The organism is Kumtagia sp., from assembly GCF_059502445.1.
Map to the genome: position 1 here is coordinate 14366 of NZ_JCACER010000028.1, position 12702 is coordinate 27067.

Consider the following 12702-nt stretch of genomic DNA (forward strand, 5'->3'; position numbering starts at 1 on the left):
ATCAATCGTCCGCGCGGCGCTTGTGATGCTCGCTTTCCTGACGTTCGCCACGGATGATCTGGCGGTCGTCCTTGTCCGTCAGTTCGACCCCCTCATCGCGAAGCCGGGTGCCTCCACGATGCGCTTCCCGCTCCCGTTTCGAGCGCTTCAGTTCTTCCTCGGCATTGAAATCGTCGCCGGCGTTGCTGGTGTTCTCGCGCTTTTCGATGATACGGAGCTGCTGCTCGTGGGTTTTCTTGCCGGCCATGTCGGCCTCCTGCTATTTGTTGGTACGACCCGTCTGATTGGGATCGACGCCGCCCTGCCGCGTGACGTCGTTCTCGACATCGCCCTCGAAGGTGTTGTCGCCATCGAGGCTTTCGTCTTCATCCAGGATTTCGCCGCCCTTGATCGTACCCCTGGAGGTGCCGATTCCCGGATTTTCCCGCAGATCCTTGTCGGTTGGCCTGTGAGTCTTTGGATGTTGATTGCTCATCGAACCTCTTCCTCGTTCGCATGGGACAGGACGGCGCCCTTTTGGGAAATGCAGCTTCGCCGCCGCAACCAACGCCTCCTTGCGCGTACGAACTCGTGAAGAAGGCGGAGGTTCCGGACTATCCGAGCCGCGGCTTGTCCGTCGCGTCATTCCTATTTGAATTCAGAGCGTTGCACCGCGACGGGGAACAGATCGCTCGCGCTCGAATTAGTCTGGCAGCGCCGGAATGAGTATGCCATGACCGATCCCACGCCAAATCCCAATGATCCGCAGCCAACGCCGGATGACCCGAATCCGGAACCGGTCCTTCTTCCCGCTCGACCTGAGACTCGGATGCTCGTCGTGGCGGCAGCAACGCTGCTGGGCTGGATGGGCGCCATCGGCTTGGCGGCCGGCCAAACACCAGATGACAATCATCATGCCGCGCCGACCGACCCCTGTCAGGTCGAGCCAGAGGACAGGAGCGAAGGCACCGGGCGGAACGGTGCGGGCGCCCGCCAGGATGAGGCAGGCGATGGCCATCGCCCGTCGCTGGAAAATTGCGACGGCGTGCTGACGCCGCCGCCCACCAGTGACCGCGAGATTGAGCAACCGCCTCCAGACACGGGAACCACCCCCGTGATTCCTCCCGGTACCGTGCCGGAACAGCCGCCGGATTAGCCTTCCCGATCGTGTCTGTCGCAAACGAAGGAGGCGCCGCTTCTTTCGCAGCATGCCGGCACCGAAGCTGACGGTGCCGGTTCAGGGACGTCGCGGCGACAGTGGTCAGGCGGCCTTGAGTTCCGCGGCCGGCTTGAGGATCGGGTCGGATATGGCGCGGTCGTCGTCGAGCTTGCGGGCCGCGACGAGGCCGGCCTTTTGAAGCTCGCTGTGATAGGCCCGCACTGCTTCCTCGGGCTTGATGGCGCCGTCGGCGACCTGGCGCATCAGCGCGATCAACGCGAGAGGCGCCTCAGCCAGGTTGATCTTGCGGCCGAACAGAGCGACTCGGCCGCCGTACTTCTCGGTCTGCGCAACGAGTTCGAAGGTATCGCGCGTGGTGCCGGCGCCGCCGCCGAGAATGCCGACGACCAGTGACGGGTCGAAACTGGCCAGCTCCTCGAGCGCCTTGGGTCCGTTGTAGGCGATTTTGAGGAATTGCGGCCGGTCGGCTTTCGAGACGCCGGCCAGAGAGCGCAGAATGCAGTCGTTCATGTATTCGCCGATTTGCTCGCGTGTCAGACCGCAGTCGACGTTCGGCACGAAAACCTCGTAGAAATACTTGAAACCGGACGCGGCGGCGTCTCGCCGAAAGTCGGCGAAGGCGCTCAGCGACACCATGTCGGCGTCGAGGTCGTTGTTGAACGTCACCGAATAAAGGCCGAGGTCGGTGCCAGTCACCGGTTGTCCCGGCTGAGGCTTCTCGGTACCCCACATCACCTGCGGCAAATGGGCGGTCCGGAATGGCCTTGAAGCGTGATGCGCGTAGCGGCCGTGGCGGACAGAGCCCCAGCAGTCGGTGGCCTCGTTGGCGCGTATCGCAGGCTTAACGGCGCTTTTGGCGAAAGCGCCGCGCTCATGCAGAACGTCGAGATTGGCGACCGACACCAGCATGATGTCGACGATGTCCTGGCGTACGACTTCCTCGATCGCATCCAGGAACTCTGCGCGGGTACGCTGCCGGCCCTGGGTGCCGTCCGCGTTTCGCAAGAATCCGGTTCCCGTCACGCCCGAACCCATGTCGCTGTCCTTGGCGTCGGCGATGATGAAATCGGACGGCTTGTAGCGGCCGCTCCGGATGTTCTCGAGTTTCTGATCCAGCCGCAGCATGAAGCCTCCTCTTGCGTGATCGCGCCAGGCGTATTGCCGTATCCATCGGCCCGCCCCTCTCAATCCGCCACATATAATCAAAAAACCCCAAAATCCAGAGCAAAGTTTGCGTGCCGCCGAAGAGGCAGCGCGCGCATAGCCTTAGACGCATGCAATATCCCGGCTGCGCAAGGAGCCATTAATCCCATATCCACTACCGGATACAGGGCCCAAGCTCGCAATTTCGCGGATGGCGCGTCACGATATGCAGACCAAATGTCAGTATTGAGCAATTTGCACACTTTTGACGTTTTTTGGTTGACAACGTGCCGAGAGAGCGAAGAATGAGGAAAACTGCGAACCCGCGTGGGAGGAGCGCGTGTTGACCATTTCGGATCGATCGCCGATTGCTGTTGCCTATCGTGACCTGGCCGGACGACTGCCGGCCATTGCTGCGGGTGCGCCGCTGACGTTCTGCGGCATGAGCGCCTGCGTCGACGCGACCATCAACATGGGCGAGATGACGGCTCTTATCGAGGCGACCGAGCCGCCCGGCGCAGTCGCCTTCGCGAACATGCTGAAAGGCAGGGCTGCCCGCGGCATCGGCGGCGAGGTGCGTGTCGAGTGGCCGGAGGGCCCGGCATGGCTGGCCGAGCGGCTCAGGCCCCGCTATTCGCTCGGCGGCACCGGCCCGCATGCAAGCTGGGTGCTTTCCACGCTGCGGGCGCCTGCGGTGCTCAATCTTGGCGATCGCAGCGAGCACATGCTGTCGCACCTGCCGGAACGTGTGCTGCTCGCGCAAGGCGATGCGCTTCTGCCCGCGGCGCAGGTGAAACGGCGCGGCGTTCGGCGCCCGAACATCTTTATCTTCGAATACACGGCTGGCGTGCCCGTGGGCGACGTGATGCCCACCCGCTCGACACGGATCATCGTGCGCTTCGACGATCCCGGCCTTGAGCACGACGACGACTTCGAGGCCGCGTCCGTGCGTGCGGGCGCTGACGCGGGTTCCGGGCTGGTCGCGGGGTTCGGCGCCATCTCCCTCGCCGAACTTCCCGGCGAGCTCGACCGCGTCTTCGGGCTGACGCGCAGATGGCATGCGGCCGGCATGCCCCATATCCACCTCGAGATGAGCGGCATCGACACGCCGCGACAGCGCGACCTGATGCTGGAAGCAGCCGCGGAGGGGCGCCTCAGCTCGATCGGGATGAGCCAGTCGGAACTCGTCGACATCTATCCGGAGAGCGCGGATACGGCGTTGTTGCCTCGCAAGATGGCCGAGCTCGGCGACCGCCTGCATCTGCGCCGCGTCTGCGTCCACGCCGACCATTGGGCGGCGAGTGTCACGCTGGACGACCCCGAAATCGAGCGCGACGCGCTGATGGCCGGCTGCCTGTTGTCGAGCTGCCGGGCGTCGGAAGGCCGTCCCGTCGTGCCGAGCGGACCGCCGGCGAAGGCCGAATTCGGCACGCCGCCTTTCGCAGCCGATGCGCGGGTCGGCAAATGGCGCGTGGTCGCCGTGCCGAGCCCCTATCTGGCGCGACCTGTCACGACGCTCGGACTTGGAGACACGTTCACGGCCGGGTGCCTGCTGGTGCTGGGAGCCACCAGCGCGGCAGCCGGACGCGAACGGGAGGAGGCTTGAGGCGGCCGGCGTCGCGGTCCGGCCGAAGGTTCACTGCGGAACGCCGGCGCACCGGCACTTGAGAGGAGGAAGGAAATGAAATCAGTCGTACTGGGAGGGCTCGCCGCGATGCTGCTATGCGGCAGCGCGCTGGCGCAGACCACGACGCTGACGGTCGCCACCGTCAACAACAACGACATGGTCGTCATGCAGCGCCTGTCGAAGCAGTTCGAAGAGCAGAACCCGGACATCAAGCTGAACTGGGTGGTGCTCGAGGAAAACACGCTGCGCCAGCGTCTGACGACGGACATTTCGACCAATGGCGGCCAATACGACATCATGACCATCGGCATGTTCGAGGCGCCGATGTGGGGTGAGCGCGGCTGGCTGGTTCCGTTCGAGAACGTGCCGGCAGAATACGAGTTGGACGACGTTCTCCAGTCGGTGCGTGACGGCCTGTCCTTCGATGGCAAGCTCTTCGCGCTGCCGTTCTACGCCGAGAGCCAGATGACCTTCTATCGCAAGGATCTGCTTGAGGCGAAGGGCGTCACCATGCCCGAGCGGCCGACCTGGAAGGACATCGGCGATGTCGGCGCGAAGATTCACGATCCGTCCAACGGCGTCTACGGCGTCTGCCTGCGCGGCAAGCCCGGCTGGGGCGAGAACGTCGGCCAGATCACGCCGGCCGCCAACAGCTACGGCGCCCGCTGGTTCGACGAACAGTGGAAGGCACAGCTCGACACGCCGCAGTGGAAAGAGGCGCTGGCGATGTATGTCGACCTTCTCAACAAGTACGGCCCTCCGGGTGCATCTTCCAACGGCTACAACGAGAATCTCGCCCTGTTCGCCAGCGGCAAGTGCGGCATCTGGGTCGACGCGACGGTGTCGGCCGGCTTCCTCGCCGATCCCGACCAGAGCACGGTGATCGACAAGGTCGGCTACGCTTATCCGCCGTACGGCAAGTTCGACAAGGGCAACCACTATCTGTGGGCCTGGTCGCTGGCGGTGCCGGTCTCGTCGAAGTCGCCCGAGGCGGCCAACAAGTTCATCTACTGGGCGACCTCGAAGGACTATATCGACCTGGTCGCCGAGGACACCGGCTGGGCGACGGTACCTCCGGGCACGCGTCAGTCGACCTATGCCAATGCCGAATACATCGAGGCGGCGCCGTTCGCGAAGATCACGATGGATACGATCCAGTCGGCCGACGTGAACGGCCCGACGCAGGAGCCCGTGCCGTATCGCGGCATCGGCTTCGTCGGCATTCCCGAATTCCAGTCGATCGGCACCGCCGTCGGCCAGGAGTTCGGCGCCGTAATCGCCGGCCAGAAGTCGATCGACGATGCGCTCAAGGCTTCGCAGGCCATCGCGCAGCGCGCCGTGGACGAAGCGGGCTACCCCAAGAAGTAATCCTCCCAAGCCCGCGCCGGGCCGCCAGTCATGGCGGCCCGGTTCTCCATCGTTCCCCGGCCTGACGGCCGTGCCCTCGCAGGTGCTTAACCGACGACATGCAACGCAACGCTTCCACGGACAGTATCGGTCCGATGATCTCGACGCGCCCGCTGCTGGCGCCCTCGGTGATCCTGCTGCTGATCTGGATGATCGTGCCGCTGGCGCTCACCCTGTGGTTCTCGATGCAGCGCTACAGCCTGCTCGACGCCTCGGCGGGCGGCTTCGTCGGTTTCCGCAACTACGTCTTCCTGTTCACCGATCCGAACCTCTTCAACGCGCTGGCCAACACGATCTTCCTGGTCGCCGGCGTCCTCGTCGCGTCGGTCGTCATCGGCCTTGCCTGCGCGGTGGCGCTCGACCAGCAGTTTCCCGGGCGCGGCATCGCACGGCTCCTCTGCATCGCACCGTTCTTCGTCATGCCGACGGTCAGCGCGCTGATCTGGAAGAACCTGCTGATGCACCCCGTGAACGGGCTGTTCGCCTATATTTCGCGCACGCTGGGCCTGCCCGTCGTCGACTGGTTCGCGCAATGGCCGCTGTTTTCGGTCGGCGTCATCGTCGCCTGGCAATGGATCCCGTTCGCGACGCTGATCCTGCTCACCTCGCTGCAATCCCTCGACCGGGACCAGGTGGAAGCCGCGCGCATGGACGGGGCCAAGGGCCTCCGGCTCTTCCGCTTCATCACCCTGCCTCACCTCGCCCGCTCGATCACCATCGTCGTGATGATCGAGACGATCTTCCTGCTGTCGGTCTTCGCCGAGATATTCGTGACCACTGCGGGCGGACCCGGCAACGCCTCCACGACGCTGCCCTTCCTGATCTACAAGGTGGCGCTGCTCGACTACAATGTCGGCTGGGCCTCGGCCGGCGGCGTGATCGCCATCATCCTCGCCAACATCGTCGCGTACTTCCTCGTGCGCACGATCTCCCACAATCTGGATCGCTGACGATGGAGCGGCCTCTGACTCAGCGCATCTTCGCCGCCGTCGCCGGATGGGGTCTGGCGATCATAATGTTCTTTCCCATCCTGTGGATGGCGATGACGGCCTTCAAGCGGGAGCCCGAAGCGATCGCCAGTCCGCCGCTGATCTTTTTCGAGCCGACGCTGCGAAACTTCGAGCAGGTTCTGGACCGCGCCGACTATCTTCACTTCTTCTTCAACAGCGTCATCGTCTCGGTCGGGTCGACGCTGCTTGGGCTGGCGGTCGGCCTCCCGGCCGCCTATGCGCTCGCATTCCACCCTGGCAAGCGCGCCAAGGATCTGCTCGTCTGGATGCTGTCGACCAAGATGATGCCGGCGGTCGGCGTGCTCGTGCCGATCTACCTGATGTTCAAGTCTGCGGGGCTGCTCGACAGCCGCATCGGCCTTGTCGTGCTCTACATGCTGGTCAACCTGCCGATCATCATCTGGATGCTGTTCACCTTCTTCCGCGAAGTGCCGCGCGAGATCCTCGAAGCGGCGCGCCTCGATGGGGCTCGTCCGTTGCGGCAGTTCATCCACCTGCTCATTCCGCTGACCGCGCCAGGCATCGCCTCGACAGCGCTGCTGTCCATCATTCTGGCCTGGAACGAGGCGTTCTGGAGCATCAACCTGACCGTGTCGAACGCCACGCCGCTCACTGCATTCATCGCTTCGTTCTCGAGCCCGCAGGGCTTGTTCTGGGCCAAGCTGTCGGCCGCGTCGCTGCTTGCGATCGGCCCGATCCTCGTCTTCGGCTGGATCACGCAGCGGCAGCTGGTACGAGGCCTTACCTTCGGCGCAGTCAAGTAGGGATATCGATGGCGACCGTCACGCTCAACAACATCCGCAAGAACTACGGCAGCCTGGAGGTCGTCAAGGGCGTCGACCTGGAGATACGCGACCGCGAGTTCATCGTGCTCGTCGGTCCCTCGGGCTGCGGCAAGACGACGTTGCTGCGGATGATCGCGGGGCTGGAGACGATCACCTCCGGCGACCTCGCCATCGACGGCAAGCGCGTCAACGACGTTCAGCCGGACGAGCGTGGGCTGGCGATGGTGTTCCAGTCCTACGCGCTCTACCCGCATATGAGCGTCGCGGACAACATGGGCTTCGCGCTGCGCATGGCGGGTGTTCCCAAGGCCGAACGGCAGAGCAAGGTCAGGGACGCGGCGCGCATTCTGCAGCTCGAGCCCTATCTCGACCGGCGGCCGGGCCAGCTCTCCGGCGGCCAGCGCCAGCGCGTCGCCATCGGCCGCGCCATCGTGCGCAATCCAAAGGTGTTCCTGTTCGACGAGCCGCTGTCCAATCTCGACGCGGCCCTGCGCATGCAGATGCGCATAGAACTCGCCCGCCTTCATCACGAACTCGATGCGACGATGATCTACGTCACGCACGACCAGGTGGAGGCGATGACGCTGGCCGACCGGATCGTCGTCGTCAATGGCGGCCGCATCGAGCAGGTGGGCGCGCCGATGGAAATCTACGCCAATCCCGTGTCCACCTTCGTCGCAGGCTTTATCGGCGCGCCGAAGATGAACCTCCTGGCAGGCAAGTTTCAGTGCACTTCGGACGCGGCCCAGGCCATTCTCGAGGACGGTTCGGCGGTCACCCTGCCGTCCCGGCCCGAGCTGGCGAACGGCGACGCGATCACCATCGGCATCCGCCCGGAGGCGCTGCGGGTGATGGCCGACGGTTCGTTGGCCGGGCGCGTCACCGTGGTCGAACATCTCGGCGGCGAGACGCTGACCCACATCGAGCTCGCAAGCGGGCAACTGGCGACCGTCAAGACGGATGAGCGGGCACCCGCGAAAGTGGGCGAGACCGTCAGACTTGGCGTCGATCCACGACGTCTTCACCTATTCGGACCCGACGGGCGGGCGGTCTCGCGCCGCTCCGAAGCACTGCAGCCAGGATGAGCAAGCGTCATGTATAAGCAAAAGTTCGATCTGTCGGGCCGCTGGGCCTTCATCACCGGAGGCGGCAGGGGCATCGGGCTCTGCACGGCGGAAGCCCTGCTCGAGCATGGTGCCGGCGTCGTCATTTCCGACCGTGATCCGGCGGTGCTTGAATCCGGGCGCGCCGCGTTGGCTGCAAAAGGCTTCGACGTCGAGACGGTCTTGCTCGACGTTACAGATTCCGCCGCCGTCGGCCGCGCCGCGGCCGAAGCCAACGCCAGGCATGGCATCGACATCCTTGTCGCCAATGCCGGGATCGCATGGCCCGACACGCCCGGAGAATCGATGTCGGACGAGGTCTGGCACAAGGTCGTCGATGTCGACCTCAACGGCTGCTACTGGTCCTGTCGCGAGTTCGGGCGCGCCATGCTGGAGCGCGGGCGCGGCTCGATCGTCACGGTCGGCTCGATGTCCGGCCTGATCTCCAACAAGCCGCAGCGGCAGGTTCACTACAACGCCGCCAAGGCAGGCGTGCACCACATGACCAGGTCGCTGGCCGGCGAATGGGCCGAACGTGGCGTGCGCGTGAACTCGGTCGCGCCGACCTATGTCGACACCGCCATGTCGCGCGGCGGCTTTACCGACGACACGCTGATGCCGCACTGGATGGAAGGCACGCCGATGAGGCGCGTCGCCACCGCCGAGGAGATCGCCTCCACCATCCTGTTCCTGTCGACCGACGCCTCCAGCGCAATGACCGGTTCGATCGTGGTCGTAGATTGCGGATATACCATCTGGTAATTACGGAAGCGCGGCACGCCGGGGCCGGAGGTCCTGCCTACATTCGGCGGTACGTTCCGGAATGCTGACGGAAAGGACGATCCGGCCAAATGGATACTCAGGCGACGAAACGCGTCGAAATCATTCCGGCAAAACGCCGGGCCATGATTCTCGAATATGTTCGGCGCAACGGGACTGCTTCCATCCAGGAACTCACCGAAAACATCGGCGGGTCGCCGTCGACGATCCGTCGCGACCTCGAACAACTCACCGAGGGCGGATATCTGGAGCGTACGCATGGTGGCGCGCTTCTCGTTCCTCCCCTGCGCGCAACGTTCGAGCGTGAAACCTCGCTCAACGCGCATTTCCAGCATCGCCAGAAAAGCGCCATCGGCGACCTTGCCGCGCAGAGGCTGCGGGGCGGCGAGAGCGTGATCTTCGATTCCAGCTCCACCGTGGTGGAAGCGGTCAAGGCCGCCGCGTTGCGCCAGATCAACCTGACGGTGGTGACGAACAGCATCGAGATCGCGCGGATCGGCGCCAATGTTCCGCAATGGCGGGTTATCGTCGCGGGCGGCACGGTGCGTCCCGCGTCGCACCTGCTGGTCGGCGAGCCGGGCGAATCCTTCTTCGAGAACATTCATGCCGATGTCTGCTTCATCGGCACCTATGCCGTCACCGGGTCGCGGCTCACCGACGCGACGATGGAAGTGGCGGCGATCAAGCGGGTGATGATCCGCTCGGCACGGCGCACGATCCTGCTTGCCGACAGCTCGAAGTTCCAGGCGCCCGCCTTTGCCACGTTTGGAGATCTATCGCAGATCGCGGAGGTTATCAGCGACGAAGGCATCGACCCGGCCGTCGCGGCAAGCATCGGCAGTTTTGGGCCGAACCTGACGGTTGTTCCGGTCCCGGCCCAGGAGGAATAGCCTCTCTTGGCTAGGCCGCGTTAGCTCGGTCCACTCCTACACCGCAGCCGCCAGGGCGCATCGCTGGATGCGGCGCGGCGACAATCTCGCCGTAGGCGCGGCAGTGGCCGCCAGCGCTTTGATCTCGAACTGTTTGGGATGTCGACGGGGACCGATCCGCCTCATTCTCGACCGCGCGCCGGTCCATCGCGGCGAGGACCGATAGCGTCCGGCTGGCCGCAGGAGAGGGATAACTTTCAGGAAGATAACCCTGACCGATGCCGACAACGACAGCCGCGCCTGAGCCGGCCTGTCCGACGATCGTCGAATAATCATCGATTTTCGAAAATCGCGATTGACAGCCTTACCGAAATCGTGAAACTTAACTCACGAGTAAAGAAATCCGAAAACACCGGATCGTCAATGGGAGATTTGCGATGCTGCAAGAGCGCATCGAAGGGCGGTGGCTTGACTGCTTCCGGCGCGTGTTCGCGCTGAACGCGATCGGCAGGGGGACGCGGGTCGCGATCCTGTCGGAGACGCAGTCGCGCCCGGTGCTGGTCCATCTGTCCGAACTCGCCCTGCACGATCTCGGCGCCGAATTCTGCATGATCCAGATGCCGACGCCACGCCAGACCGCGCCGGTGCCGGTGAAGTCCACCGGCACGTCCTGGGCGATCCAGGGCAACCGCGCCGTCATCGAGGCGCTGAAGCTCTGCGAGGTGATCGTCGACTGCACGGTCGAGGGGCTGATCCATGCCCCCGAATGGCCGGAGATCGAGGCGGCGGGCCGCACCCGCCTGCTGGTCGTCACCAACGAGCACCCGGAGATCCTGGAACGCACCGAGCCGACGGCGGAGCTCGGCCCTAAGGTGGCGCTGGGCGTCCGCATGCTGCGCGACGCCAGCGAGATGCGCGTCACCTCGCCGGCCGGAACGGACCTCGTCATCGACCTCACCGACGCTCCCTGCGGCGGCACGCCGGGCTTCGGCACGACGCCGGGCGCGGTGGCGCACTGGCCGGGCGGCCTCTGCCTCGCCTTCCCGGGGAAGAACTGCGTCAACGGCCGCATCGTCATGGACGTCGGCGACATGAATTTGACGTTCAAGACGACGCTGACCAGCCGCATCGACTTCACGGTCGAGGACGATTTCGTCACCGCGATCAAGGGCGACGGCGTCGATGCCATCCATTTCCGCGAATACATGGAAGCCTGGGACGACCGCAACGCCTACGGCATGAGCCATGTCGGCTGGGGCATGCACCCGCGCGCCCGCTGGGTGTCGGCGGCGATGTACGACAAGCGCGACATGCAGGCTGTGGAATTCCGCGCGCTGGCCGGCTCCTTCCTGTGGTCGACCGGCGCCAACCAGTATGCCGGCCGCTATACGCTCGGCCATTTCGACCTGCCTATGCGCAACTGCACCATCACCCTGGACGGGAAAGTCGTCGTCAGGGACGGCGTCCTGCAAGGCGAACTGGCGCTCTGACGCCCGCGGAGAAAAGCATGAGCGATATTGCCGACTATTACGATCTCTCCCGCATCCGACCCGAGGTGCAGGCCAAGCTGCGGCTGGTCAACGAACTCGGCCGGGAGAAATTCGCGGGCCGCGCCAAGGGGATCGACGACGACGCCTCCTTCCCGGTCGAGAACTACAGGGACCTGGCGGCGGAAGGCTTCCTCGGCCTGTGCATTCCCGAAGAGTTCGGCGGCTGGGGCTTTTCGATGTTCGAATACGCCATGGTCGGCGCCGAGATCGGCAAATATTGCGGCGCCACCGCGCTCACCTTCAACATGCACAACTCGTCCATGGCGTGGTCGCGCTTCATGTTCGACATGCCCAACCTGACGCCGCAGGAGAAGGCGGCCTTCGCGCCGCTACGCGAGCGCCAGTTCCGCCGCGCCATCGCGGAGAAGGCCATCTATTCGCAGCCGATCTCGGAAGGCGGCCAGAACTGGACCTCGAAGCCGAACCAGACGCAGTGCCGCAAGGTCGACGGCGGCTGGCGGATCAACGGCTTCAAGAAGTTCGCGTCGCTGGCCGGCTATTGCGACTACTACACCATCGTCTGCACCGAGGTCTTCGAGGGGCAGGAGCCGCGCCACGAGGACACGATGCTGTTCGTCGTCCACAAGGACGCGCCGGGCTTGAGCGTCAGGGGCGAGTGGGACCCGCTCGGCATGCGCGGCACCAACAGCCGCGACCTGATCCTCAAGGACGTCTTCGTCACCGAGCGCGACCTCTTGATGCCGCGCGGCATCTTCAACAAGACGCTGCCGAACTGGCCGCACATGATGATCACGCTGTCGCCGACCTATATGGGCGTGGCGCAGGGCGCCTTCGACTTCATGGTGGACTATCTCAAGGGAAAAATCCCCGGCCAGCCGCCGATCGACCGGCGCATGTACGCCACCAAGCGCGTCGCGGTCGGCAAGATGTATGCGCGCCTCGCCAACATGCGGGCGCTGTGGTGGCAGGCGTTCGGCGAGGCCAAGGGTTTTCCGGGCAAGGGCGAGGTGCTGCGCATGTATGCCGCGCAGTACAACGTCATGGAGGGCGCGGCCGAGATGACGTCGATGGCGATCCGCACCTGCGGCGGCCAGTCGATGCTGAAGTCGCTGCCGCTGGAGCGCATGTATCGCGACAGCCGCTGCGGCGCGCTGATGCTGCCCTTCACCTCCGAGATCATGGAGGATTATCTTTCCGTCCTGGCGCTCTACGACATGGACGAGATCGACTCGGCACCGGGCGACGAGGGCGGCGCGCGTACCTCGCTGTGGCGCGGCGACGCGGCCGCCTCGGCTTCGGCCCGGTAGA

The 12702-nt window shown here is 64.7% G+C and carries 13 protein-coding genes; 10 read left to right on the forward strand and 3 right to left on the reverse strand.

Annotated features, from left to right (window positions below; genetic code table 11):
* Position 1: 1 nt before the first annotated feature.
* Positions 2–247 (reverse strand): hypothetical protein, encoded by a 246-nt coding sequence (locus AC5JDC_RS11960; RefSeq protein ID WP_106774621.1) that lies wholly within the window; start codon positions 245–247, stop codon positions 2–4.
* 12 nt (positions 248–259) lie between these two features.
* On the reverse strand, positions 260–475 hold the full coding sequence (locus AC5JDC_RS11965; RefSeq protein ID WP_495841545.1) for a hypothetical protein: 216 nt from the start codon (positions 473–475) through the stop codon (positions 260–262).
* Positions 476–712: 237 nt separating this feature from the next.
* Between AC5JDC_RS11965 and AC5JDC_RS11970 the strand changes: the two genes are divergently transcribed.
* Complete coding sequence (locus AC5JDC_RS11970; protein WP_495841546.1) at positions 713–1135, forward strand: hypothetical protein; 423 nt, start codon at positions 713–715, stop codon at positions 1133–1135.
* Positions 1136–1240: 105 nt separating this feature from the next.
* Here AC5JDC_RS11970 and AC5JDC_RS11975 read toward each other — a convergent pair whose 3' ends face one another.
* Entirely contained in the window at positions 1241–2284 is a 1044-nt protein-coding gene (locus tag AC5JDC_RS11975) for a hypothetical protein (RefSeq protein WP_495841547.1), read from the reverse strand.
* Between the two features lie 358 nt (positions 2285–2642).
* Between AC5JDC_RS11975 and AC5JDC_RS11980 the strand changes: the two genes are divergently transcribed.
* The 9 genes from AC5JDC_RS11980 to AC5JDC_RS12020 all read left to right on the forward strand — a co-directional run bounded on the left by AC5JDC_RS11980 (position 2643) and on the right by AC5JDC_RS12020 (position 12701).
* Positions 2643–3908, forward strand: a complete 1266-nt coding sequence (locus tag AC5JDC_RS11980; protein WP_495841548.1) for an ADP-dependent glucokinase/phosphofructokinase — start codon at positions 2643–2645, stop codon at positions 3906–3908.
* 75 nt (positions 3909–3983) lie between these two features.
* Positions 3984–5297 (forward strand): ABC transporter substrate-binding protein, encoded by a 1314-nt coding sequence (locus AC5JDC_RS11985; protein ID WP_495841549.1) that lies wholly within the window; start codon positions 3984–3986, stop codon positions 5295–5297.
* Between the two features lie 134 nt (positions 5298–5431).
* On the forward strand, positions 5432–6286 hold the full coding sequence (locus tag AC5JDC_RS11990; protein WP_207771057.1) for a carbohydrate ABC transporter permease: 855 nt from the start codon (positions 5432–5434) through the stop codon (positions 6284–6286).
* 2 nt (positions 6287–6288) lie between these two features.
* Entirely contained in the window at positions 6289–7110 is an 822-nt protein-coding gene (locus AC5JDC_RS11995) for a carbohydrate ABC transporter permease (RefSeq protein ID WP_106774614.1), read from the forward strand.
* An 8-nt stretch (positions 7111–7118) separates the two neighbouring features.
* Positions 7119–8216 (forward strand): ABC transporter ATP-binding protein, encoded by a 1098-nt coding sequence (locus AC5JDC_RS12000; RefSeq protein WP_495841550.1) that lies wholly within the window; start codon positions 7119–7121, stop codon positions 8214–8216.
* A 9-nt stretch (positions 8217–8225) separates the two neighbouring features.
* Positions 8226–8996, forward strand: a complete 771-nt coding sequence (locus AC5JDC_RS12005) for an SDR family NAD(P)-dependent oxidoreductase (RefSeq protein WP_106774612.1) — start codon at positions 8226–8228, stop codon at positions 8994–8996.
* An 89-nt stretch (positions 8997–9085) separates the two neighbouring features.
* Positions 9086–9904 carry a DeoR/GlpR family DNA-binding transcription regulator gene (locus tag AC5JDC_RS12010; RefSeq protein WP_495841551.1) on the forward strand — a complete coding sequence of 273 codons (819 nt, stop codon included), beginning with the start codon at positions 9086–9088 and terminating at the stop codon, positions 9902–9904.
* Positions 9905–10320: 416 nt separating this feature from the next.
* Entirely contained in the window at positions 10321–11373 is a 1053-nt protein-coding gene (locus tag AC5JDC_RS12015) for a 2,5-dihydroxypyridine 5,6-dioxygenase NicX family protein (protein ID WP_495841552.1), read from the forward strand.
* Positions 11374–11390: 17 nt separating this feature from the next.
* A complete protein-coding gene (locus tag AC5JDC_RS12020) occupies positions 11391–12701 on the forward strand; it encodes an acyl-CoA dehydrogenase family protein (protein ID WP_495841553.1) in 1311 nt (436 codons plus the stop codon).
* Position 12702: the final 1 nt, after the last annotated feature.